This window comes from Rhodospirillaceae bacterium (genome assembly GCA_016712715.1).
Lineage (GTDB): Bacteria > Pseudomonadota > Alphaproteobacteria > Dongiales > Dongiaceae > Dongia.
In genome coordinates this window covers 873,083-896,932 of record JADJQM010000003.1, presented here as the reverse complement: position 1 = coordinate 896,932, position 23,850 = coordinate 873,083, and the positions used below count along the sequence as shown (strand labels likewise).

Here is a 23,850-nt window from a genome sequence, read left to right as displayed (position 1 = left end):
CTCCGGCTTGCCATGGGTCGCGGTGCGCGGAAAACCGCGAGTCGCGACGCCTGCGGGCGCTCCTGAATTCAAACGCATACCAGCGGGACCTGTTGATGACAGAATTACTACCCAGAGTATGGGGAGACTATCCGCACCCCAGGTCCCTTGCCAAGTGGCATCTCGGCGGCAAGTTGGTGTTGTCAATGTGGCCGGCGCACGCTGCCGCGCAGTTCCAGGGAATAGCCCACATCGATGCGGTTGTCCGTTGGCCGCTCGCCAGATTCGATGATTTTGCGCACGATCTCGGCGGCGAGCCGACCCATCTCGTAGCGCGGGGTTACCACGGTGGCCAAGGCCGGATAGGCGCAGGCCGCGAACTCCAGATTATTGAAGCCGATGATCGACATCTCGTCGGGCACCTTGATGCCACGGCGCTGGCACTCGAACAGCACGCCAAGCGCCAGGAGATCGTCGCAGCAAAAGACGGCCTCGGGCCGGTCGCCGCGCTCGATCATCTCGCCCAGCAATTGTCCGCCGGCGATGACAGCGGTCTGTTGCGGCTTGGTCGCCACCCATTTCGCGTCATAGAGGCCAGCCTCGCGCATGGCCCGGCCATAACCGTCGAGGCGGGCGCGGGCTCGGGCATCGAGCTTTGAGGCAATGACGCCGATCCTGCGATGTCCCAGATCGATGAGCGCCTTGGTGGCTTCATAGGCCGCCTCGCGCTGGTGGAGGCCGACATTGATGTCGATCGGATCGTCGGTGAGTTGAAACGTCTGCACCACGGGCACACCGGAACGTTCCAGCAGGTGGCGCGCATGGGCCGATTGATCGACGCCCACGATGATGATCGCTTCCGGATGCTGGCCGAGGAGCGTGCCGATGGCCTTCTCCTCCTCCTCTGCCGAATAGCGCGTCGAGAGGATCAACACCTGGTAGCCGGCCGGCAGCAGATTGTCGTGAAGTGCGTTGATGTAATCGGCGAACACGCCGTTGGTGAGCGATGAGACGATGACGCCGATCGTGTGTGTGCGGTTCGAGGCAAGGCGGCTGGCGGCCACATCCGGCACATAGGCCAGTTCCCGCACCGCGGCCTGGATGCGCTCCTGAAGCTTGGGCGAGACCATGTCCGGACGCCGGAGTGCCCGGGAGACGGTGACGGCACTGACGCCGGCCAAGCTGGCGACGTCGGCAAGCGTGCTGCGCTTCCTGCGAATGGTAACCTCCCCAAATAGCCATTCCCCGATTTTCGGGGGCGGGATGGTTGCGGGGCGGTTTGGCCGACTCGGTCCATCCTCTGGCCCGGCAAACTACCCCTTTGCCTATTTAGCAGGCAATCGCACCAATTGACAGCGCTGTCATTTGGCCGTATCCATATTTTGCCGGTGTGGACCAGGAAAATTGGGCGACTCGATCGTCACCATCCACCCGGGATTGGGAATTCAAACAAGAATGACCATTGGGAGGACACCATGTTCACGCCGACATTCCGGCGGTCCGGCCTTCAGCGCGCGCTGAAGCTGCTGGCCGCAACTGCTATTTCGACCTCGCTTGCCACCTCGGCCATCGCCCAGGAGGTCGTGGCCGGCCCGGGCGCCGAGCCCGAATGCTTCGCCCCCTGGACCCCTGAGACCAAATACTTCCAGTATCCGAAAAAGGAAGGTCCCTACCGGATCGCCCTTGCCAACGGGTTCATCGGAAATACCTGGCGCATCCAGATGATCAAGACGGCCAAGGCCTATGCCGAGCAGCCGGACGTCAAGGCGAAGCTGAAGGAATTCAAGGTCGTGTCGACCGGCGAAGACCTCGCGGCCCAGCTGGCGGCGGTCGATAACTTCATTGCCTCCGGCTATGACGCCATCGTCGTCAATGCCCAGAATCCGGCAGCCTTCAAGCCGGTCATCAAGCGCGCTGCCAAGGCAGGCATCGTGCTGGTGGCGTTCGACAACACGCTCGACACCGACGAAGCCATCAACGTCAACGTCGACCAGAAAGGCCTCGGTGTCTATTGGGCGCAGTGGCTGATCGACAACATCCCTGGCGGCGGCAAGGTGCTGGAAGTCCGCGGTGTTGAGGGCACCTCGGTCGACCGCGATCGCCATGACGGTATCCAGGAAACCCTCAAGGCGTCGGGTAAGCCCTGGGAAACCGTCGAAGTCGTCGGTAAATGGGATGACGGCACAGCGCAGAAAGTGACCGCCGATGCGGTCGCCGTGCACAAGAGCTTTGTCGGCGTCACCGTTCAGGGTGGCTCGACAGGGACCGTGCGCGCGCTGATGGATGCCGGCCATGCCTTCGTGCCGGTCGGCGGCGAAACGGAGAACGGCTTCCGCAAGCTTTGCGCCGAGCATACCGGCGAGGGTCTGAAATGCGCCTCCGGCGGCACCGGTCCGGCCCAGGTGGCGGTCGCCATCAAGACCGCGATCGCGGCGCTTGAAGGACAGGTTGTCCCGCAATCGATCCGCCTGCCCTTGGCCAAGGTCAATGACCCGGAATTCAAGGACGGCGAGAATTTCTACAAGGATCAATCCGACAATTTCTTCGTCGGCAATTCCTTCCCGACCTGCGGCATCAACTTCACGGCCCAGGAAATCATGGGTCAGTCGGAAACCGATCAGTAAGCCGACAGTACCTGTTGCGCGCCGCCGCCCTTTTGCGATCTGATCGCTGAGGGGCGGCGGTGATCTTTCGGGAAGCACTCTGATGGGCGCCAATACACCACTCTTCCAGATGCAGGGCGTCGCCAAGAGCTATGGCGGCGTGCGCGCGCTAGAGGAGGCCATCTCCCGCGTCGAAACCGGCCGCATCCATGCGGTGCTGGGCGAGAACGGCGCGGGCAAATCGACCCTCATCAAGATCATGTCCGGCGTGGTCCAGGCCGATGCCGGCGAAATGATGCTGGACGGTGCCAAGGTCGTGTTCCCTTCGCCAAAATCCGCCAATGCGGCGGGCATCGCCTGTATTTTCCAGGAACTCTCCCTCATCCCAGATCTGTCGGTGGCCGACAATATCGCCATCGCCAATCCGCCGCGCCGCTTCGGTCTCATCGACCGGCGGGCCCAGCGTCGCTTTGCGGAAGAGGCATTGGCGCGGGCCGGGGCGGAGGACATCCATCCCCTGGCCCAGGTCAAGGATCTGCCGCTGTCACGCCGCCAGATGGTGGAAATCGCCAAGGCGCTGGCGCGTAAACCCCGCATTCTCATTCTCGACGAAGCCACCTCGGCACTAACCGCCGGCGATGTCGCCAAGGTTTTCGCCGTGCTGAAGCGCCTGCGCGACGAAGGCCTGGCACTCCTCTACATCTCGCACCGCATGCAGGAAATCGACGAGCTGGCCGATGATTGCTCGGTCTTCCGCAACGGCCGCCATGTCGCAAGCTATCAGGCCGGCACCAAATCCCGGAACGACGTGGTCGAGATGATGATCGGGCGTGAATACAGCCACGTCTTTCCAGCCAAACCCGTCGCGGCCAAGGCCGGTGCCCCGGCGTTGGAAGTGGCCGGCCTCAAATGGACTCACCGGCTCAACGATATTTCCTTTGCGGCGCGGCCAGGCGAGATCGTCGGCCTCGGCGGGCTGGACGGGCAGGGCCAGCGTGAATTGCTGCTGGCCCTCTTTGGTGTGTTGCGCGGCGTCACAGGCGATGTCGCCGTCAATGGCATGGTGCGCCATGCGCGGGGGCCACGATCTGCGAAATCCGCAGCCATGGCGATGGCGCTCATCCCCGAGGACCGCAAGACCGAGGGGCTGATGCTGCCCATGTCGGTGCGTGACAACCTCACCTTGCCGGCGCTCGATTCATTGGCACGGTTTGGCGTCATCGACCGCGCGCGCGAGCAGAATGCCGTCGACCGGATGGTCAAGCTTCTTGCCATCAAGGCGGCCAATCTCGACATTCCGGTGGGGGCGCTGTCGGGCGGCAATCAGCAGAAAGTGGTGATCGCCAAATGGCTGATGGTGGCGCCCCGCATCATCCTGCTCAACGATCCCACCCGCGGCATCGATGTCGGCACCAAGCAGGAAATCTATCAACTGCTGAGGAAGCTTGCCGATGAGGGTGCCTCCATCCTGTTCTATTCGACCGATTATGACGAGCTCATCGGCTGCTGCGACCGCGTGCTGGTGATGTATGACGGCGCCATCACGCGCGAACTCGTGGGGGTGGACATTACGGAACACGCGCTGGTCAGCAGCGCCTTCAGTATCGAAGCTGGCAGTATCGATCAAACGGGGGAACGGCAGGTTGGGTGATTTCCGCTATTGGCTGGCCGAGAACAGGGGCACGCTGCTTGCCGTCCTCGTGTTCATTGTCATGTTCGGCATCTATACCGGCAATCACAGCGCCGGCTTCAGCGGCATGGTGGTGACCACCGCCGCCAACAAGGGCGTGCTGCTGGCCCTGGTTGCCATGGCGCAGACATTGGTGGTGCTCACCGCCGGTATCGATCTTTCGGTCGGCATGGTGTTCGTGCTGGCCAATTGCCTCGCCTCGCAATTGGTGGTGGGCGACGGGCTGGAAACAACTTTCGGGGTCGTGGTCGTCCTGCTGGCCGGCGTTCTCTGTGGTGCGATCAACGGCATCATCGTCATCTATGGCCGCCTGCAGCCGATCGTCACCACGCTCGCCACGGGCGCCATGTTCTATGGGATCGCCTTGTGGCTGCGGCCGATCCCGGGCGGTGACGTGAATTCTGATCTTGCCGATGCGCTGACGGAACAATTACCGGGCGGCATTCCCACGTCGCTGGTGGTGCTGCTCGGCGTCGTGCTGGTGGTCTGGGTGCCGCTCAGGCGCTCGGAGATCGGCCGTGCCATCTATGCCATCGGCTCCTCGGAACCGGCGGCCTACATGTCGGGCGTCAATATCGACCGCGCGCGGCTGGTGGCCTATATCGTCTCCGGCCTGCTCTCGGCCTGTGGTGGATTGATGCTGACCTTCATCACCTATTCCGGCGAGGCCTCGGCCACGATCGGCGGCTCCTATACCCTCAATTCAATCGCCGCGGTCGTTATCGGCGGCGTCTCGCTGTTCGGCGGGGCGGGGAGCGCCATCGGCGCCATCTTCGGCGCCTTGGTGCTGCGGACCATCGGCGATCTGCTGTTCGTGTTCGATTTTGATCCGCTGTGGCAGCCCTTGTTCCAGGGCGTCATCCTGCTGGGCGCCGTGACCCTGGGGTCGCTGCGGCTGCTCAATGTCAAGAACCGCCTCGATCTGTTCGGCTGAGTCATGACCATGCCCGCTTTTCTCGCCCGCCTCGACAAGCCGGTCCTCGCCGCCTTTGGCTGCATCATCCTGCTGCTGCTGGTCGGCAGCCTCTATTCGTCGAGCTTCCTCTCGCCGGAATATCTGCTGCAGCAGTTGCAGGTGGCGTCCTTCCTGGGGCTCATCGCCACCGGCATGATGCTGGTCGTGTTGTTGGGTCAGATCGATCTCTCGGTGCCATGGGTGGTGACGGTGGGCGGCATGATGTCGACCGCTGCTGCCGGTTGGGGTCCCTTGGGCGAAACGCTGGCCATTCCCTTCGGCATCACCTGCGGCATGATCATGGGGCTCATCAGCGGCTTCGGTGTGGCCTATCTGCGCGTCCCCTCGATGATCTTCACGCTCGGCATGAATGCCGTGGCGCAGGGGCTGATGGTGCTCAGGACCGGCGGGTTCGCCCCCCAGGACCATTCGACCGAGACGATGCATTTCCTGGCCACCGGGCGCAGCATCCTCAACATCCCCAACGCCCTCTTCGTCTGGATCGCGGTGGGGGCGGCCACCATCTTCCTGCTCGGCCGTACGACCTTCGGCCGCACGGTCTATGCCATCGGCAACAAGGAACGCGCGGCCTATCTGTCCGGCCTGCCGACCCAGCGCGTCATCATGCTGGCCTTCATGGCCTCGGGTGGGTTATCGGCCTTCGCCGGCGTGCTGCTCGCCGGTTATTCGACCAAGGCCTATCAGAGCATGGGCGATCCCTATCTGCTGCCGGCGGTGGCGGCAGTGGTGCTGGGCGGTACCAATATCCTGGGCGGTCGTGGCTCCTATATCGGCACCATCGCCGGGGTGATCCTCATCACCCTGCTGCAATCGATCCTCTCGGTGATGCAGATCGACGAGGCTGGCCGCCAGCTCATCTACGGCGCCGTCATCATCGGCATGCTGCTGGTATATGGCCGGCAGAAGAAGGCGAATTAGATTGGGTATTGATCGCCTGTCAAACCGGCAACTTCGCCAGAATCTGCTGCAAAATGACCTCCGGTGCGTCGGCGATATCGACCACGATCGCGTCTAGTGGCGGCTCCAGGGTTGCCAATTGGCTGGGTAGCAGGGCAGGCGGCATGTAATGGCCGCTGCGGCCGGCGAGGCGACCGGCAATCAGATCGACATTCCCCCGCAGGAAAACGGTATAGCCCTGGCTCCCGCCATCCTTCAGCAAGCGGTCGCGATAGGCTTGTTTCAAAGCCGAGCAGGCCAGCACGACCTTGCCACCCTTCATGACCGAACGGTCAAGAGCCGCGCTGATCGCCTCCAGCCAGGGCCAGCGGTCGTCATCGGTGAGGGGCACCCCGCTTTTCATCTTGGCGATGTTGGCGGGGGAGTGAAAGGCATCGGCTTCCAGGAACGCGGCATCGAGGGCTTCGGCAAGTGCCCGGCCGATGGTGCTCTTGCCGGCGCCGCTGACGCCCATCACCAGAACGATCATTCCGCTCATTGCCGTCCCAAAAGCGCGTCCCCCTGGCTGCCGGGATGCATTTTTCAGATTATCCAAAGTGTTAGGCCCGCACCAGCAACTTAGTACGGAAAACAGCCGATTTCTGAGCCATGCCCGGGGGGTGGCAAGGGGCATTATCGGCGCTTATCCACCAGCAGGGGTATTGTGCAAAGGGGTCCGGCCGGAGTAGATCGGAGCAGCCCTTCAAGCCAAAGGAAGCCAGGAATGAGATACGAGCGTCCGACAACCCTCAAGGCAGCGGCGCAAATGCTGGCCAAGGAAAAAGGCCAGGCCTTTATCCTCGCTGGTGGCACCGACCTGCTGGTCCGCCTCCGCACCGGGTTCATCGAACCCGACTTGATCGTCGACATCAAAGGTATCAACGGCAGCAAGGCGATCCAGAAGACCGCGACCGGCTTCAAGATCGGCGCTGCGGTTTCGGGTGCCGAGCTCGGCGAACATGCCGCCTTGAAGAAGGCATGGCCTGGGGTGGTGGAAGCCGCCAATCTCATCGGATCCAAGCAGGTGCAGGGCCGCTGCACCATGTCGGGAAATCTGTGCAACGCCTCGCCGGCCGCCGACAGCGTCCCGGCGCTGGTTGCTGCAGCTGCGAAGGCCGTCATCGTCGGTCCCAAGGGCAAGCGCACCGTGGCCGTCGAGGAAATTCCGGTCGGCCCCGGCAAGACCTCGCTCAAGAAGGGCGAAATCATCGAGAGCATCGTGTTGCCCAAGCGCCCGCCGAAATCGGGCGATGCCTATCTGCGGTTCATTCCGCGCACGGAAATGGACATTGCGGTCGTCGGCGTGGGCGTCAGCCTGACGCTGGACGGCAAGGGTGTCGTCACCAAGGCGCGCGTGGCGCTGGGTGCCGTGGCGCCGACCGTGCGTCTGGTTCCGGCCGCCGCCAAGGCGCTGATCGGCACCAAGATGGACAAGGCGGCACTGGACGCGATGGCCGCGGCCTGCTCGGCTGCCTGCAGCCCGATCGACGACAAGCGCGGCACGCGCGATTTCCGCATCAAGGTTGCTGGCGTACTGGCACGCCGCGCCGCAGTGATCGCGCGCAAGCGCGCTGGAGGCAAGTAAATGTCTGGCATTAAAGTCAACACCAAGATCAATGGCGATCCCGTCGAGTTCATGTGCGAGCCCGACGAGACCTTGCTCGATGTGCTCAGAAACCGCCTGGGCCTCACCGGCGCCAAGGAAGGTTGCAGCACCGGCGATTGCGGCGCCTGTTCGGTGACCGTCGATGGCCGTCTCACCTGCTCCTGCCTGGTTCTGGGTGCCGAGGCCGAAGGCCACAACATCGGCACCATCGAAGGCATGGCCCATGGCGAGGAACTGCACCCGCTGCAGAAGAAGTTCATCGAGCATGCCGCCCTCCAATGTGGCGTCTGCACGCCGGGCTTTCTGATCGCGGCGAAGTCGCTCCTCGACAAGAACCCGGATCCCACCGAAACCGAAATCCGCTTCGGCCTTGCTGGCAATCTGTGCCGCTGCACCGGTTACGACAAGATCGTGCGCGCCGTGCAGGATGCCGCCAAGGACATGCGTAAATCCAATAGCCGTAAGGGGGCCTGATCATGCCGCTCGACAACGCACCCGATTCAAAGCGCAAATTCAACGTCGTCGGCACCCGCCCGCTGCGCCCGGACGGCATTGACAAGGTAACCGGTCGTGCCAAGTTCGGCGCCGACGCCACGGCACCGGGCCAGCTGGTCGGTCGCATCCTGCGCTCGCCACACGCCCACGCGAAGATCAAGAGCATCGATACCAGCAAGGCCGAGAAGCTTGCCGGCGTGAAAGCCGTGATCACGCGGGAGGATTTTCCCGGATCATACCAACGGTGATTCAGGTCTCTACGACACGATGTACAACATCATGGCGCGCGAAAAGGCGCTCTATGAGGGCCATGCCGTCGCGGCCGTTGCCGCAACGACGCCCGCCATCGCGCGTCAGGCCTTGAAGATGATCAAGATCGATTACGAAATTCTGCCCCATGTGACCGACGTCGACGAGGCGATGAAGCCCAACGCCCCGTTGATCAACAGCAAAATGTTCACCGACGGCGTCGATCCGAAGCCGAAGAGAGCATCCAACGTCGCCCGCCGCTTTGAATTCGGCCATGGCGATGTCGACGCCGGCTTCAAACAAGCCGACATTATCGTCGAGCGCCGCTTTAAGACCGAAGCGACGCATCAAGGCTATATCGAACCCCATGCTGCCTTGGCCAGCATGTCGCCGGACGGCAGTGCGGAACTGTGGTGCTGCACCCAGGGCCATTACATGGTGCGTGACGTCTGCGCCCGTATCCTGGGCATCGACATCTCGCGCCTGCGCGTCACGCAGTCGGAAATCGGCGGCGGCTTCGGCGGCAAGACGACGGTCTTCATCGAACCGGTGGCCTTGGCGCTCTCGCGCAAGGCGAACCGCCCGGTGAAGGTCGTGATGACCCGCGACGAAGTGTTCAAGGCGACCGGCCCCACCTCCAGCACCTCGATCGACATCAAGATCGGTGTCACCAAGGACGGTCTCATCACCGCGGCCGACGGCACCTTCCGCTATCAGGGTGGCCCGTTCGCGGGTTGCTCACCGGCGGAGTTCGGCGCCATGAGCGCCTTCGCGCAGTTCCATCTCGACAACGTCCGGGCCATCGGCTTTGATGTGCTGTGCAACCGGCCGAAGACGATTTCCTATCGTGCGCCCGGTGCGCCGATGGCGAATTTCGCGGTCGAGAGCGTCATTGAGGAACTGGCCCATAAGCTCGGCATGGCGCCCATCGATTTCCGCATCAAGAATGCGGCGCGCGAAGGCACCAGGTCTTCCTACGGTCCTGTTTATGGGCCGATCGGCCTCGGTGCCACGCTCGAAGCCGCCAAGAACCATCCGCATTTCAAGGCGCCGCTTGGTCCCAATCAGGGCCGCGGCATGGCGGCCGGCTTCTGGTTCAATTTCGGCGGTCAGTCCTGCGTCAGCCTCAACATTCCCATCGACGGCACCATCACGGTGTCGGTGGGCTCGCCGGATATCGGCGGCAGCCGCGCCTCGATGTGCATGATGGTGGCGGAGGAACTCGGCATTGGCTACGACCAGGTGCGGGCGATCATCGCCGATACCAGCTCTTTGGGCCATAACGACGTCACTGACGGCAGCCGTACGACGTTCGCGACCGGCATGGCCTGCATCCTGGCGGCCCGCGATGCCATCAAGAAGCTCTGTGCCCGTGCCGCCGCGACCTGGGGCATCCCCGAGGACGCGGTTACCTGGGAAAAGGGCTATGCCAAGCCCGCCGGCGCCAATGCCGGCAACTTCGCACCGCTCTCCCTGAAGGAAATCGCCGCGGCTTCACCGGGGACCGGCGGTCCGGTCGCCGGCCATCACGAATTTTCGGCCGATGGTGCGGGCGTCAGCTTCGCCACACATATCTGCGATATCGAGATCGACAAGGAAACCGGTGCCTCGAAGATCGTGCGCTACACGGTCATCCAGGATGCTGGCAAGGCGGTGCATCCCGCCTATGTCGAAGGCCAGTTCCAGGGTGGCGCCGTCCAGGGCATCGGCTGGGCGCTGAACGAGGAGTATATCTACGGCAAAGACGGGCGCTTGCAGAATGCCGGCTTCCTCGACTACCGCATTCCGGTCTGCTCCGATCTTCCGATGATCGACACGATGATCCTTGAGATCCCGAATCCGGGGCACCCCTACGGTGTCCGCGGCGTCGGCGAAACCTCGATCGTGCCGCCCTTGGCCGCCATCGCCAACGCGGTTGCCGCCGCGACCGGTGTCCGCTTCACGCAGCTGCCGATGTCGCCGCCGCGCATTCTCAAAGGTATCGAGGACGCGAAGGCCAGCGGTGCGAAGAAGGCAGCCTGAGGGAAGCGCATGGCCAAGGTCATCGTCTGGGGTTCATTGAAGCCGCATACCGGCGGCAAGACCACAGTCGAGATTGAGGCGAGGAACGTTCAGGAATTGCTGGCCCGGCTGGGTGAAACCTATCCGGGCCTGCAAAACCAGATCAAGCGGGGTGTCTCCGTCTCGATCGACGGGCTCATCTACCGCGAAGGCTGGCTGGAACCGCTGAAAGCCGACAGCGAGGTTTTCCTGCTGCCGCGCATGCAGGGCGGCTAAGCCTCCGAAAACGCACGACATTCACGGACATTGCCAACCCGCGCCGGAACCATCGGCGCGGGTTTCCGTTTGTCTCTTCAGTGATCGAACTGATCGATCAAGAGAGATATGAGGCAGCAGCCATGAACTGGGACATCGTCGAAGGCAATTGGAACCAGGCCAAAGGCAAGGTCAAGGAGCAGTGGGGCAAGCTCACCGACGACGACCTCGCCACGATCAGCGGCAAGCGGGATCAACTCGCCGGCAAGCTGCAAGAACGCTATGGCATGGCCAAGGATGAGGTCGAGAAGCAGATCGAGACGTTCGTCAGCAGCTACGACAAGCGTCACTGAGCGCCATCAACGCACCACGTCAAAATCAAGGAGATACAGCATGCGCAAGTGTTTTGCGGTGGCGAGTTCGCTCGCCTTTCTGCTGACGGCGGCGCCGATGGCGCTGGCCGAAAATGAGGTCCCTACCATCACCACCGAGGCAGGTTCGACCTGGAACAAGGTCGAAGGCAATTGGGTCGAGTTCAAGGGCAAGGTCAAGGAACAATGGGGCAAGCTCACCGATGATGACTTGACGCAGATCCAAGGCCAGCGCGAGCAGCTCGTCGGGCGCATCCAGGCGCTCTACGGCATCAGTGTCGAGCAGGCCAACAAGGAAGTGACCGATTGGGAAAACCGCGTCGTCGGTCCCTGATCCATCCTCTCACTTAACCCCCAAGAAGGTATTGCAAGATGACCAATAACAACCCAACCCCGGAAACAAATCCAGGCTCAAATCCAGACACAAATCCCGGCAAAACACCGACGGAGGTACCCGGCGACAATCACGAGCAGGGGCATTCCATTTCCGATCCGGTCAACCTGCCGGGTCAGCAGCAGGGCAGCGGTGACAAGCGGCGTCAACAGGGCGGCCAGCCTCAGGCTAACGCGGGGGTCAACGAGGGCGAGGGCAACAAGACAGCCGCCCGCCACTACAACGAAGCCGCCCAGCAATCTGCCCAGAATCCAGGCCGCACCGAGCGCAAGGCCGATGAAGCCAAGCGGGCGATTGACAGCCCGGAAGGCGCCGAGTTGGAGCGGGCCGAAGAAATCGGCCGCAAACCGGCACGGCACTAATCCTGGAACATTTCCCCGGAACCATTCCGGGGGAGGGGCGTTTCTCAAACGTGGTTGCCGTATGACTGGAGCAGCCCCCCGCGATCGCCACGATGGCTAATCCCCCAACTAGCCATCGTATGCCGGCTCATCAGATCCAATGAGCCAGCGCTCGACCCCGGCGATCACAGCTCTGGTCCTGCGCCCACCCAAGACGGCCCCGTGCTGTCGCCCTGTCAGCGCCGCGCGCTCCCTTTCGTGCGGCGGTGACAATGTGGCGCACGGGGCCACTTTCAACTCGATCGACACCAAAGATCATCGATCACAAGAACGGCGGGCAGCGCCTGTTGCGCGCCTCGCAGGACATTCACGTCAGAAGGAAATCGAGCATGCTCTATTGGGCAGTCATCTTTCTTGTCGTCGCCATCATCGCCGGTGTGTTCGGCTTCGGCGGCATTTCGCAGGCGGCCACGGGCATTGCCAAGATCCTGTTCCTGATCTTCATCGTGCTGTTCCTGGTTTCCCTGGTCGCCACCTACGTTTGACCCCACGCTTACCGACAGAGGAGTTCCAATCATGAAAGAAGGAAGTTTCGCTATGGCTGATCGCAGCTTGGAAAAAGAGTTCGACGTCTTGAAGAATGATCTCGGCACACTCAAGGACGATGTCTCGAACATCGCCAAGCTGCTGGCCAGGAAGGGCTCGGCGCAGCTCAACGATGCGGTCGACAGCGGCAAGGCCCGGGTCCAGGCCGGCGTCAACGTGCTTGAAGACCAGGTGACGGCGCGCCCCCTCACCAGCCTGCTGCTGGCCTTCGGCATCGGCATCATGCTGGGCAAGATCACCCACCGCTGATCGACATCACCAAGAGTGGGACCTGACACATGTTGGCATCGATTGAGCGTCTGACCGACCGGCTGGCGCGCCGGGCCATTCTGCTCGCCATGTCAGCCTGCTTGGCAATCGCCGCGGCCGGTATGGCCGCGGCGGCCCTCTATTTCTGGCTGCTGGCCTGGATGCCGCAGCCCCAGGCATTTGGCCTGGTCGCCGTCGTCCTGTTGATCGCGGCCCTGATCCTGGCCTTGGCAGCCCAAGGCGGCAGAAAAGCCAGGGTGGCACAGGCGGCCCAGTTGGGCGCAGGTGGCGGCAGCATACCTGCGCTTGCCGCAATGGCCAGCGAGGCGGCGGGCGATGCGGTCAGGGCTGACCCCCTGGGTGCCATGCTCGGCGCGGGGGCCATCGGCTTCATCCTCGAAAGCCGGCCCGACCTCGACCATGCGCTGATACAGCAGGTCCTGCGGCAGTTCACCCGTTAAACCCACAAATCTTTCGGGGTAGGGGAACTGAGGCACCAGCGCCGTCGTTAACAACCTCATGGGGCGAAAGTTTGCACCGGCTCAGGCCGGTTTTGAGGAGTCCTCCGCGAGATGTCGCGCAAGCCGAACGGATCAGGTCACCCGGACAAATGTGGACCGGCCGTCAACGGGCAGAAACCGGTTTCCCAGCTCTCACCGCTGTCGATGACGACCTCACCTGCTTTCGATATGTGGCTGGAGCGGCAGATGAAGACACTGCTCGCGGCCTGCGATCAGGAACCCGATCAGAAGCTTGTCGATCTCATCCGCCGCGCGTGCGCGCAGCGTGATGGCAAGGTCACGGATTAGTCCCAGTCCGCCATTTTTATCCTGGAAGTCGGGGTTTTGGTCACAGTTTGTGCCCGGCCTTGTCGCTCGGCTTGTCACCCGTCCCACCCCATCTTCAATCCAGCGCCCATCGGCGCATTGCTCACTGGCGCCCGACTCGGCGTCAGCATCCGTCACCCGACTATCGACGCGTGGCATCCCGACTGAATCGACCGAAAGGACAACCGATGGCCGATACATTCCAAAACCAGCTCGTCGCATTGCTGCCGGCCATGAAGGCCTTTGCGGTTATGCTTACCCGCAATCGCCAATCGGCGGACGACCTCGTCAACGACACCGTCCTTCGCGCCCTGCGCAAGGAAGACCTCTATGCCATGGGGACCAATCTCAAGGCCTGGCTGTTCACGATCATGCGCAATATCCACGTCAACACTATCCGCGCCGGCCAGCGTTCGCGCCTGGTCGAGATCGATGACGATTTGCTGCCCAACCTCGCCAGTGTCGCGCCCAACCAGGAGCACTGCCTGGTGCTGAAGGAGTTGTTCCGCGCCATCGACGGCCTCAATGCCGATCAGCGCGAAGTTCTGCTGCTGGTGGTTGGCCAGGATCTTTCCTATGAGGAAGCGGCTCAGATTTGCGGCTGTCCGATCGGCACCGTGCGCTCGCGCCTTGCCCGTGCCAGGCGCGAGCTTGAACGCATGCTGTCCGGCGAAGTGGCGATGCCGGTGCCTGATGATGGCGCCGCGCGCACGCTTCGTCGCGGCATGACCCGGCACAGCCAACCCCGCCATAGCCTGGAAGCAGATCATCTGGCCGGCCTGCGCGCTGCCAGCTAGTTCCGCACCCGCTGCAACAAACTCCATCCGCGCCGCCGCCAGGACTCGCCCCGGCGGCGGCGTTTATCCAGCGTGAACCTGAATGATGCGCGCTTGCTAATGCAGGCTGGATGGGGACAATCGGACAACCCTGCCTCATTCCGGGAGTTGCTGATGTCCGCCCTATCTGCCGAGCCGATCTGCGTCGTCAACACACCCGCGATCCTGGGTGAATCGGTGCTGTGGCACCCGGTCGACAAGAAGATCTACTGGCTAGACCTGAAGGGTCCGGCCCTTCATATCTATGATCCTGCCACCAAGGCGGCCGATGTTTGGAAACTATCGCTCGGCGTGCCCATGGGCACCCTGGTGCGTGCCAGGCAAGGCTTCATCCTCACCGGGCGCGAAGGGACCTTCAAGGTCGATGTCGCGGCGCGCAAGCTCACGCCCTGGGTCAATCCCAACGACCGCGCCGAACTCACCATGTTCAATGACGGCAAGGTCGACCGCCAGGGCCGCCTGTGGCTGTGTACCTCGGACAACAAGGAGACCGATCCCATCGGCGGAATCTACAGCCTCACCGCAGACGGCAAGAGCGAGATCCATGATCGCGGCTTTGCCTGCGGCAATGGTCCGGGTTTCAGCCCCGATGGCCGTACCTTTTATTTTTCCGACACGATGGTGCGCAAGGTCTATGCCTATGATCTCGACACCAGGACCGGCACGCTCACCAATCAGCGCCTGTTTACCGAATTTTCGGAGGCACAGGGCATGCCCGACGGCATGACGGTCGATGCCGCCGGCGGGGTCTGGATCTGCCATTGGGATGGCTGGCAGATCAGCCGCTTCCGCCCGGACGGGTCCCTCGACCGCTCCATCCGCCTGCCGGTGCCGCAGGTGACCTCCTGCGCCTTTGCCGGCGAGGCGCTGGATACGCTCTACATCACGACGGCCCGGGTCGACCTTGCTGCCGAGACCTTGGCCAAGGCGCCCTTGGCTGGTAGCCTGTTTGCCCTCATACCGGGTGAAAAGGGGCTGCCGGAACCTGTTTTCGGATGACCCTGGAACGGGAATAAGAACCTATCTCTCATTTGGCGGCCCCTGATCCGAGCTTTGGCAAGGGCCGGTTGACAGACTGACGGGGCTGCTGTTAACCCGTGCAACGATCCGGCACGAAGCAAAGGCGCCGGCGGGTCAGGGTGAGATCCGCCAACTCCTTGAGTTTTAGCCATAAAATTTTGTCCGGCCAAAGGCCGGCAAGCATCCTTTGGGGCAATTTGACATGTTTGAGACGGCACTTCCCGATCTGAACGGGAAATCGATCCTGGTGACGGGTGGGACGGGCTCGTTCGGCAAGGCGTTCATCAAGCGCGTGCTCCAGGATTGGAAGCCGAAGCGCCTCATCATCTTCTCGCGCGACGAGCTGAAGCAGTGGGAGATGCAGCAGGACCTCAGCCAGGAGAAGTATCCGTGCCTGCGCTATTTCATCGGCGACGTGCGCGATGGGCAGCGGCTCGAGATGGCGACGCGGGATGTCGACTACATCATCCATGCCGCCGCCCTGAAGCAGGTGCCCACGGCCGAATACAACCCGTTCGAATGCATCAACACCAATGTGCACGGCGCCGAGAACGTGGTGCAGGCGGCGATCAAGAACAAGGTGAAGCGGGTCGTGGCCCTCTCCACCGACAAGGCCGCCAACCCGGTCAATCTCTACGGCGCCTCGAAGCTCGCCTCCGACAAGATCTTCATCGCCGCCAATGCGCTCTCCGGCGGCCATGACCCCATTTTCTCGGTCGTGCGCTACGGCAACGTCATCGGCTCGCGCGGCTCGATCGTGCCGGTGATCCAGGAACTGGTCGCCAAGGGCGCCAAATCGATTCCCATCACCGATGATCGCATGACCCGCTTCTGGATCACCCTCGACCAGGGTGTCGCCTTCGTGCTCTCCAGCATGGAGATCATGCGCGGCGGCGAGATCTTCGTGCCCAAGATTCCCTCGATGAAGGTGACCGAGCTTGCCAATTGCCTGGCGCCCGGCCTGCCCCACACCATCATCGGCATCCGCCCGGGCGAGAAGCTGCACGAGGTGATGATCACCGAGGATGACAGCCGCTCCACGATTGAGCTCAAGGATCGCTATGTGATCGAGCCGGTGTTCAGTTATTGGACCCGTCGTTCCTTTGCCGAGGACGGCTCCCCCAAGGTGGCCGACGGCTTCCGCTTCGCCAGCGACATCAACACCCAATGGCTGGACGCAGCCTCCCTCAAGAAAATGATCTGAGGCACAGCAACATGCGCTACTGCAAACTCTGCCTGTATCCCGAGACTAAGCCCGATCTCTCCTTCGATGAGCAAGGCGTCTGCAACGCCTGCCTCAATTACCATTATCGCGCCGAAGTGGATTGGGATCAGCGCAAAGATGAGTTCCTGCGCGTAGTCGATACCTATCGCAGCAAGAACGGCGACAATTATGACTGCCTTGTGCCAGTTTCCGGCGGGAAGGACAGCACCTACCAGCTGCTGCGGCTGCTTGAAGTCGGCATGAATCCGCTCTGCGTGACGGCGACGACTGACGACCTCTCCGATATCGGCCGCCGCAACATCGAGAACATCAAGAAGCTCGGCGTCGACTATATTGAAGTGACCACCAATCCAGTCGTGCGCCGACGCATCAACCGCTTTACCCTGGAGACGGTCGGCGACATTTCCTGGCCCGAGCATGTCACTATCTTCACTATTCCGGTCCGGGTCGCCGTCCAGCACAATATCCGCCTGATTGTCTGGGGTGAAAATCCACAGCATGAATATGGCGGTCCCGCCGCTTCGACGCAGAAAAACGTGCTCGACCGGCGCTGGTTGGAAGAGTTCGGTGGCCTCCTGGGGCTGCGGGTTTCCGATATCATCGGGCAGATCGGCGTCAGTCGCCACGACATGATCCAATACACCTACCCCTCCGACGAGGAACTGGCGCGGGTGGGCGTCACCGGGATTTTCCTCGGCTACTATTTCCCTTGGGATGGCTACCGCAATGCGCTCTACGCCCAGGGTTATGGCTTCGAGACCTTCCCGACGATGGTGGAAGGGGCGCTTGCCAATTACGAAAATCTCGACAACCACCAGATGGGCCTGCACGACTACTTCAAATTTCTGAAATACGGCTTCGGCAGGGCCACGGATATTGCCTGCAACCATATCCGCCGCGGTCGCCTTAGCCGGCGTGACGGACTGGAACTGGTCAAGCGCCATGACGGCAAATTCCCGTGGACCTATCTCGGGAAGAAGATCGAGGATATCCTCGCGCCATTGGATATGCCGGTCCACGAATTCGTCGATATTTGCGATCGCTGGACCAACAGGAAGCTTTTCAAGTGCGATAACCAGGGCAAGCTAATCAAGGATCGCTTCGGCAACCTGCAAAAACTGCATATCGACAACGGTTGAGCGAGAAGGGCCACCAGTCTGCACATGTCCTCCGTCGTCATTGTCAATTCTGGTGTCTGCAACCTGGACTCCATCCGACGCGCAGTCGAGGAATGCGGCGGCAATCCGCTCGTGACGGATGATCCGCATTTGGTAGAAGGTGCGGACCGCGTTATCCTCCCCGGCGTCGGCTCCTACGCTGCCGCGATGCAGGCGCTCAACGCCAAGGGCCTCGCGGCCGGCTTGCGCAACCTGCTTGCGAAGCGCGATCTGCCCTTCCTCGGCATCTGCCTCGGCATGCAGCTGATGGCCACCTGCAGCCGCGAATTTGGCATAACCGAAGGGCTCGACCTTATTCCCGGCGAGATCGTTCCGCTGGTTGCGACACAGGCCGGCGAGCGCATTCCGCATATGGGCTGGAACGAAACCTTTCCGCGTCCGCAGACAGCGCTCTGGCAGGGCCTGCCTGACGGGTCCGATTTCTACTTCGTGCATTCCTACCACTATGAATGCGCCAAGGTCGACGTCATGGCGACCTGTCCTTCCTATGGCGGCTTCACGGCCGCAGTCGCGCGCGGATACCTGATGGGAGTTCAATTCCATCCGGAAAAAAGCCAGAAGTCCGGCTTTCAGCTCCTGCGCAATTTCTTGAAGATCTGACGGCAATGTCATGACAGTCAAGATCCGTGTGATGCCGACCCTGCTGTTCCGCGACGTCGGCCTCGTCAAGGGCGTCGGCTTCGATTCATGGCGCCGGACCGGCAGCGCGCTGCAAGCGATCAAGGTCTACAACATGCGCGAGGTCGACGAGCTGGTGTTCCTCGACATCCGTGCGACACCAGAGGGCCGCACCCCGGATTATGCCCAGGTCGATGAACTGGCAGATGAATGCTTCATGCCGATGACGGTGGGTGGGGGTGTGAGCGATCCCGATCATATCGGTGGCCTGCTTGCTGTCGGTGCTGACAAGGTCGCCATCAACACCGCAGCCCTGCTGCGCCCGCAGCTGATCCGGTCGGGGGCGATGCGCTATGGCAGCCAATGCATCGTAATCTCGATCGACGTGCTGCGCCATCCCGATGGTCGCACCGAGGTCATGAGTCACTGCGGCAAGATGCCGACCGGCCGCGATCCGGTCGAATGGGCCAAGGAGGCCGAAGAGATGGGTGCCGGCGAAATCCTGCTGACCTCGGTTGATCGCGACGGCACCTTCAGCGGCTATGACGTTGCCCTGACCAGGCAAGTGGTCAATGCGGTCAAAATCCCCGTGATCGCGTCCGGCGGCTGCGGGAGCTACCAGCACATGGCCGAAGTTCTGGTCGAAGGAAAGGCCGCCGCGGTCGCAGCCGCCAGCATCTTTCATTTCACCGAGCAGACGCCGAAGGAAGCGAAGCAGTTTCTGAAGGAGCAAGGCTTCAATGTGCGGCTATGAGCGAAACGTCACAAAAGGGCGATGGTCGGATGAGCGTGCATTCTGACCTGCCGCTCGATGTTGTGCTCGCACCAATCGCGGCGCCGCCAGTGGGCGAAGCCATGCATGCCTTGATGGGCAGGCTTTGGCCGATCTGCCGCAGCATCTCGGGTCAGGGGGTCCGCGATTCATTGGCGATTCTCGCGCAGGAAATCCAGGGATTGAAACAACTCCATGTGCCGAGTGGCGAAAAGTGTCTGGATTGGCTGGTGCCGGATGAATGGAACATCCGCGATGCCTATATCGTGGCGCCGGACGGACGGAGACTGTGCGAGTTCAAGCAGAACAACCTCCATGTAATGGGCTATTCGCTGCCGGTCGATGAGGAGCTGGACCTCGAAGACCTGCAGGCTCATCTCTATTCGTTGCCCGAGCAGCCGACCGCCATTCCCTACGTCACATCCTATTACAAGAAGCGCTGGGGCTTCTGCCTCAGCCACGAGGAGCGCGAGAGCCTGGCGCCAGGCCGTTATCGTGCCGTCATCCAAAGCTCGCTCGCGCCCGGTAGACTTGACTATGCTGAATTGGTACTTCCGGGCGAAAGCGACGAAGAGGTTCTGCTCTCGACCTACATCTGCCATCCGTCTATGGCGAACAACGAGCTTTCCGGCCCGGTGGTGGCGACGCAACTTGCCAAATGGCTAGGCGACATCGCGCGCCGCCGCTATACCTATCGCTTCGTATTCATCCCGGAAACGATAGGCTCGATTGTCTATCTCAGCCGCAATTTGGAGGATATGAAGCGCCGTGTCGTGGCCGGCTTCATGATCAACTGTGTCGGCGACGATCGCGCCTATGGCTTCATGCCGAGCCGGCAGGGAAATTCCCTCTCCGACCGGGCCGGCCTCCATGCTCTAAGGCATCATGCCGGCACTTTCGAGCAACACAGCTTTCTCACCCGCGGCAGCGACGAGCGGCAATACTGCAGCCCCGGCGTCGACCTGCCGGTGGCGTCGCTCTTCCGCAGCAAGTACGACACCTATCCCGAATATCATACGTCGCTCGACGACATGACCCTGGTGACGCCGACCGGTCTGCAAGGCGGGCTGCAGGCCTTCCAGCGCGCCATCCAGGGCATTGAGGCCAACCAGACCTATGTGGCCCAGGTTCTCGGCGAGCCCAATCTCGGATCGCGCGGTCTCTATCCGACCATTTCAACCAAGGACACTTTCAAGATCGTCTTTGGGCTGGTAAATTTATTTGCCTATTCAGACGGTTCGCGTGATCTTTTGAGCATCGCCGACCTGCTCGACATGCCGATCTGGGAACTCGCCCAGGCCGCAAAAGACCTGCAATCTCATGGGCTGATTGCCCGACACACTGACCAGCGAAAGTTAGGAGCCAGACAATGAGTGATGCAACAAAAGCAGCCGTGACGGCGCATTACGATGGTGAAGTTGAAGTTTACACAAATATGTATGACAAGGCTTACCTGGAGCGCACGGGTGAATATCCGTCGAACTATGTGCGCCTTGGTATCCTCAGCAATCGCCTCGCCCAGTTTGGCGCCAAGCGCCTTTTCGAAGTCGGAATGGGTGAAGGAACGCCACTTCTCACTTGGAGTCAGATGGGCATCGAGGTCGCCGGCTGCGATTTATCGCAGCCCATGGTTGAAGCGACGCGTGCCAGGCTCGATCGCGGCGGCGCCAAGGAGTCGATCCTCTTTGTCGGTGACGCCGAAGATGCCAAGACCCTGGCGCCGGCGCTGCGGCGCGGCGGCTATGACGCCATCATCGCCAACGGCGTCTTGCCGCATATTCAGAAGGAATCTGCCTTCTTCGAAAATCTGAAAATGCTGTTGCGCCCGGGTGGTCGCATCTTCGTCGAGTTTCGTAACAAGCTGTTTTCAATGTTCACCCTCAATCGGTACACCAAGGAATTTATCCTCGACGACTTGCTTTCCGATGTCTCCGCCGATGTGAAGAAGCATGTAGCCGCCGAGCTTGATCGCCGTCTGGCCACCAATCTGCCGCCGGTGCGCGGGCATGAAGATGTCGACCGGCCGAGCTACGACCAGATCCTGGCCAAGTTCCACAATCCTTTCGAACTCGAAGAAGCCGTGACCAGACACGGATTCAAGACATTTGGATTCCATTGGTATCACTATCATGCCGCTCCGCCGCTGCTGGAGGAGGGCATAGGCGCCGGCTTCCGTTCAGAATCCGTTCGACTTGAGCATGAGGCGAGCTGGCGCGGCATGTTCCTCTGTTCGGCGGGGATCATCGAGGCGGAACTGGGGCCGACCGGTAGCTGAATCGGCGACCGATCAGGAATGCTATATGATGGCATTCCTGATGGCCTGATCAATAGTACTGGGGTACAGCTGTGAAGAAGATGACTGTGAAACGCGCGCTGCGAAAGTGCGCAACCCAATTTTCCTGGTGGCTCCAGGATACCAGGGATTCTGTCACGGGTGCGCGCGACTCCCTGGTGCCGCCACGCAGGATGGACCACAATCACGGTTTTGAAGGTGGCGAAGAACATCTGGCGATGCTGCGTGATTATGCTGGACTCAAGCCATCGGACAGAGTCCTCGATGTTGGCTGTGGCATCGGCCGGGTGGCCAAGCCGCTGGCGGCCTACCTTTCCAAAGAAGGGTCCTATGTGGGTATCGACATCGTCGATCGTTCTGTTCAGTGGATGCGCAAAGCTTATGCGCCCCAGCACCCGAATTTCTCATTCTACCATCTTGATATCCATAACTCGGCCTACAACCCGACTGGTACGCATTCGGCCGATACGGTGGAGTTTCCATTCCCGGGCCAAGAACAGTTCGATGTGGTGTTCTTGTTCAGTGTGTTTACGCACATGTATCCAAAGCATATCGCCCACTATGTGAAGTTGATCGAGCGGCAGCTGAAGCCTGGCGGTCGCTTGTTCGCGTCAATTTTCATCAATGACGATTTCGCGCAAGCACAACAGCAAAAGACGATCGATACCGGCGAAAAGTTGGCCAAGCGTGTGTTCCGCCAGAAGACGGACGACTACTACGCACCGGGCAAGACCAATCCCGAGTTTGCGGTTGCTTTCGATCTTGAGCAGCTTGACCGCCTGTTCGTCGGCACCAAGCTGAATATCCGCGCGCCCTTCGTCTACGGCTATTGGTGTGGGCGTCCCGGTGCAACCTCGTTCTACCAAGACGTCCTGATCGCGACGAAGTAGTGTGCGTTAGGCGCGGCGAGTGCGTTCAGGCTGCTTGGCTTTTTTGCATCTGACGATATTTCTCGACGTAATGTCGGACAAAGGCTTCCGTCGCGGATGACGCTGTCAAGGGGCCGTCGTCGGATCCAGGCAGATGAAGGTGAGCCTGGAACAACGCGCGCCGGTCTTCTGGTGATCCGGTCTTGAGCTGCTCACCGCGTGCGGCGCGCGTAAGCAACTCGGTGAATTCCTCGGGAGATTTCGCGAAGGTAACGACGCGGCAGGTCAAGGGATCGTTGTAGTCTAGCATGACGTTGTGACGTTCGGCATGCGCTTCGCCCCAGCAGGGCACCACGACCGGTGCGTCGGTCAGCATGGCCTCCACCAGCGCGAGTGAATTGCAACCGACGACAACACGCGAGCGTGGAAACAGAGTGAAAAGTGGCGTGTCGAATTCGAACTTTAGCGGTGAATCATCGCGCGAACCGACCCGCTGCAGCACTTCATTGCGGTCGCCGCGCTTCTTGCATTTCACCAGCCAGGTAAGGCCACTTTTCGCTTCGGCTCGCGCCACGCGATCAAATATCTCGGCGGTTTCCAGAAACGTGTTGACGGCCATGTAGCCAGGATCGTTAAAGGTGACAAGGCTGATAAAGGTCTTGTCGCTTTCGGGCAGAGGTTCCAGGTGCAGCCAGCGGTCATAGCGCGGCGCCCCAGTTACCCATACATCGTTGGGATCGTCGAAGGCCGGCAGAAAGGCGTTCTTGGTATGCTGGCTAAAGACGGCTAGCCCGGCGCCTTCAAAATGGAAATGCGACTTGACCAGATGGTCGTGCATCCATGGCACCGTCCAGGGAATCGAATAATTCTCGCGGCACAGCACCACGAATGGAATGCCCAGTTGCCGGCAGGCGAGCTTCATCGCCTCGTCCTGCCAGTAGTCGATGTTGGCCGTGGCAACGGCGTCGACCCGCATTGTGCGCTGCGCCTCTTCCAGCAATGCCACGGCAAACGATTCCAGGATCGGCCGGATGCGCGCACCTTCACCCGCTTTCAGCCAGGCCGTGAAATAGCCTTGCTGGCGCGCGGCCTCCGGGACCCAGGGTTCCTGCTGCAGACGCAGCCGCACGGCATTGAGCGTCACCCAATTGAGGTCGGTGAGGCGCCGCAACTCTTCGATGTCTTTGATGAACTGGCTGCGTTCCAAGCAGAGGACGGTGAGTTTACCAAGCTTGGCCGAACTCCAGTCAATTCGCCGCGCCAAGGCGATGCCGGCGGCGCGTTCCGGGGCGAAGGCGCGCATCACCGACAGAGTCGCCCACTGCCAAAATCTAACTACCATTACTAACTGCCTGATTTTCCATTAAATCTAGATTCTCAGCCGAGTTTGCCAATTGTCACCCGTTGGATCAAGCGAACCGGTGCCCTGAAAACGCTTTGCTGGGCATATTTGTCAAGTGA

General features: G+C 61.3%; 25 protein-coding genes and 2 pseudogenes. 24 read left to right on the top strand and 3 right to left on the bottom strand.

Features of this window, described 5'->3' with window-relative positions; translation table 11 throughout:
- Nucleotides 1–182 precede the first annotated feature (182 nt).
- Nucleotides 183–1,196, bottom strand: a pseudogene (locus tag IPK59_21930) (LacI family DNA-binding transcriptional regulator).
- 258 nt (nucleotides 1,197–1,454) lie between these two features.
- Here IPK59_21930 and IPK59_21925 point away from each other — a divergent pair.
- From IPK59_21925 to IPK59_21910, 4 genes are all read left to right on the top strand, one after another.
- On the top strand, nucleotides 1,455–2,603 hold the full coding sequence (locus IPK59_21925; GenBank protein MBK8161293.1) for an ABC transporter substrate-binding protein: 1,149 nt from the start codon (nucleotides 1,455–1,457) through the stop codon (nucleotides 2,601–2,603).
- Nucleotides 2,604–2,685: 82 nt separating this feature from the next.
- Nucleotides 2,686–4,233: a sugar ABC transporter ATP-binding protein gene (locus tag IPK59_21920; protein MBK8161292.1), complete on the top strand. Its 1,548-nt coding sequence runs from the start codon at nucleotides 2,686–2,688 to the stop codon at nucleotides 4,231–4,233.
- Nucleotides 4,226–5,206: an ABC transporter permease gene (locus tag IPK59_21915; GenBank protein MBK8161291.1), complete on the top strand. Its 981-nt coding sequence runs from the start codon at nucleotides 4,226–4,228 to the stop codon at nucleotides 5,204–5,206. The genes IPK59_21920 and IPK59_21915 overlap by 8 nt, the downstream gene beginning before the upstream one ends.
- Before the next feature lie 9 nt (nucleotides 5,207–5,215).
- Entirely contained in the window at nucleotides 5,216–6,166 is a 951-nt protein-coding gene (locus IPK59_21910; GenBank protein ID MBK8161290.1) for an ABC transporter permease, read from the top strand.
- Nucleotides 6,167–6,185: 19 nt separating this feature from the next.
- Here the strand turns inward: IPK59_21910 and IPK59_21905 are convergent, their stop codons facing one another.
- Nucleotides 6,186–6,674, bottom strand: coding sequence for a gluconokinase (locus tag IPK59_21905; protein MBK8161289.1), 489 nt, complete (start codon nucleotides 6,672–6,674; stop codon nucleotides 6,186–6,188).
- A 234-nt stretch (nucleotides 6,675–6,908) separates the two neighbouring features.
- Here IPK59_21905 and IPK59_21900 point away from each other — a divergent pair, with 234 nt between their 5' ends.
- From IPK59_21900 to IPK59_21805, 20 genes and pseudogenes are all read left to right on the top strand, one after another.
- A complete protein-coding gene (locus IPK59_21900) occupies nucleotides 6,909–7,769 on the top strand; it encodes a xanthine dehydrogenase family protein subunit M (GenBank protein ID MBK8161288.1) in 861 nt (286 codons plus the stop codon).
- On the top strand, nucleotides 7,770–8,264 hold the full coding sequence (locus IPK59_21895; protein ID MBK8161287.1) for a (2Fe-2S)-binding protein: 495 nt from the start codon (nucleotides 7,770–7,772) through the stop codon (nucleotides 8,262–8,264). It abuts the gene before it with no gap.
- Between the two features lie 2 nt (nucleotides 8,265–8,266).
- A pseudogene (locus IPK59_21890) lies at nucleotides 8,267–10,556 on the top strand (xanthine dehydrogenase family protein molybdopterin-binding subunit).
- Nucleotides 10,557–10,565: 9 nt separating this feature from the next.
- The gene (locus tag IPK59_21885; protein ID MBK8161286.1) at nucleotides 10,566–10,811 is read left to right on the top strand and encodes a MoaD/ThiS family protein; all 246 of its coding nucleotides are present in this window, start codon (nucleotides 10,566–10,568) and stop codon (nucleotides 10,809–10,811) included.
- A gap of 122 nt (nucleotides 10,812–10,933) precedes the next feature.
- Nucleotides 10,934–11,143 carry a CsbD family protein gene (locus tag IPK59_21880; protein MBK8161285.1) on the top strand — a complete coding sequence of 70 codons (210 nt, stop codon included), beginning with the start codon at nucleotides 10,934–10,936 and terminating at the stop codon, nucleotides 11,141–11,143.
- Between the two features lie 97 nt (nucleotides 11,144–11,240).
- Nucleotides 11,241–11,495: a CsbD family protein gene (locus IPK59_21875; GenBank protein ID MBK8161284.1), complete on the top strand. Its 255-nt coding sequence runs from the start codon at nucleotides 11,241–11,243 to the stop codon at nucleotides 11,493–11,495.
- 38 nt (nucleotides 11,496–11,533) lie between these two features.
- A complete protein-coding gene (locus tag IPK59_21870; GenBank protein ID MBK8161283.1) occupies nucleotides 11,534–11,917 on the top strand; it encodes a hypothetical protein in 384 nt (127 codons plus the stop codon).
- A gap of 368 nt (nucleotides 11,918–12,285) precedes the next feature.
- The gene (locus IPK59_21865; GenBank protein ID MBK8161282.1) at nucleotides 12,286–12,441 is read left to right on the top strand and encodes a DUF1328 domain-containing protein; all 156 of its coding nucleotides are present in this window, start codon (nucleotides 12,286–12,288) and stop codon (nucleotides 12,439–12,441) included.
- A gap of 52 nt (nucleotides 12,442–12,493) precedes the next feature.
- Nucleotides 12,494–12,751: a hypothetical protein gene (locus tag IPK59_21860; protein ID MBK8161281.1), complete on the top strand. Its 258-nt coding sequence runs from the start codon at nucleotides 12,494–12,496 to the stop codon at nucleotides 12,749–12,751.
- Nucleotides 12,752–12,780: 29 nt separating this feature from the next.
- Nucleotides 12,781–13,212, top strand: coding sequence for a hypothetical protein (locus IPK59_21855; protein ID MBK8161280.1), 432 nt, complete (start codon nucleotides 12,781–12,783; stop codon nucleotides 13,210–13,212).
- Between the two features lie 111 nt (nucleotides 13,213–13,323).
- Nucleotides 13,324–13,560 carry a hypothetical protein gene (locus IPK59_21850; GenBank protein ID MBK8161279.1) on the top strand — a complete coding sequence of 79 codons (237 nt, stop codon included), beginning with the start codon at nucleotides 13,324–13,326 and terminating at the stop codon, nucleotides 13,558–13,560.
- A gap of 206 nt (nucleotides 13,561–13,766) precedes the next feature.
- Complete coding sequence (locus IPK59_21845) at nucleotides 13,767–14,375, top strand: sigma-70 family RNA polymerase sigma factor (protein ID MBK8161278.1); 609 nt, start codon at nucleotides 13,767–13,769, stop codon at nucleotides 14,373–14,375.
- A 153-nt stretch (nucleotides 14,376–14,528) separates the two neighbouring features.
- Nucleotides 14,529–15,413, top strand: coding sequence for an SMP-30/gluconolactonase/LRE family protein (locus tag IPK59_21840; GenBank protein ID MBK8161277.1), 885 nt, complete (start codon nucleotides 14,529–14,531; stop codon nucleotides 15,411–15,413).
- Nucleotides 15,414–15,636: 223 nt separating this feature from the next.
- Entirely contained in the window at nucleotides 15,637–16,638 is a 1,002-nt protein-coding gene (pseB, locus tag IPK59_21835) for a UDP-N-acetylglucosamine 4,6-dehydratase (inverting) (GenBank protein MBK8161276.1), read from the top strand.
- 11 nt (nucleotides 16,639–16,649) lie between these two features.
- Nucleotides 16,650–17,798, top strand: coding sequence for an N-acetyl sugar amidotransferase (locus IPK59_21830; protein ID MBK8161275.1), 1,149 nt, complete (start codon nucleotides 16,650–16,652; stop codon nucleotides 17,796–17,798).
- Nucleotides 17,799–17,822: 24 nt separating this feature from the next.
- Nucleotides 17,823–18,437, top strand: coding sequence for an imidazole glycerol phosphate synthase subunit HisH (gene hisH / locus IPK59_21825; protein MBK8161274.1), 615 nt, complete (start codon nucleotides 17,823–17,825; stop codon nucleotides 18,435–18,437).
- A gap of 10 nt (nucleotides 18,438–18,447) precedes the next feature.
- Nucleotides 18,448–19,209, top strand: coding sequence for an imidazole glycerol phosphate synthase subunit HisF (gene hisF / locus IPK59_21820; protein MBK8161273.1), 762 nt, complete (start codon nucleotides 18,448–18,450; stop codon nucleotides 19,207–19,209).
- Nucleotides 19,210–19,310: 101 nt separating this feature from the next.
- Nucleotides 19,311–20,600: a DUF4910 domain-containing protein gene (locus IPK59_21815; GenBank protein MBK8161272.1), complete on the top strand. Its 1,290-nt coding sequence runs from the start codon at nucleotides 19,311–19,313 to the stop codon at nucleotides 20,598–20,600.
- Nucleotides 20,597–21,502: a methyltransferase gene (locus IPK59_21810; GenBank protein ID MBK8161271.1), complete on the top strand. Its 906-nt coding sequence runs from the start codon at nucleotides 20,597–20,599 to the stop codon at nucleotides 21,500–21,502. The genes IPK59_21815 and IPK59_21810 overlap by 4 nt, the downstream gene beginning before the upstream one ends.
- A gap of 71 nt (nucleotides 21,503–21,573) precedes the next feature.
- Nucleotides 21,574–22,410, top strand: coding sequence for a methyltransferase domain-containing protein (locus IPK59_21805; protein ID MBK8161270.1), 837 nt, complete (start codon nucleotides 21,574–21,576; stop codon nucleotides 22,408–22,410).
- Between the two features lie 25 nt (nucleotides 22,411–22,435).
- On the opposite strand, the gene IPK59_21800 is transcribed toward IPK59_21805, so the two are convergent.
- Complete coding sequence (locus tag IPK59_21800; GenBank protein MBK8161269.1) at nucleotides 22,436–23,692, bottom strand: hypothetical protein; 1,257 nt, start codon at nucleotides 23,690–23,692, stop codon at nucleotides 22,436–22,438.
- Between the last annotated feature and the right edge of the window lie 158 nt (nucleotides 23,693–23,850).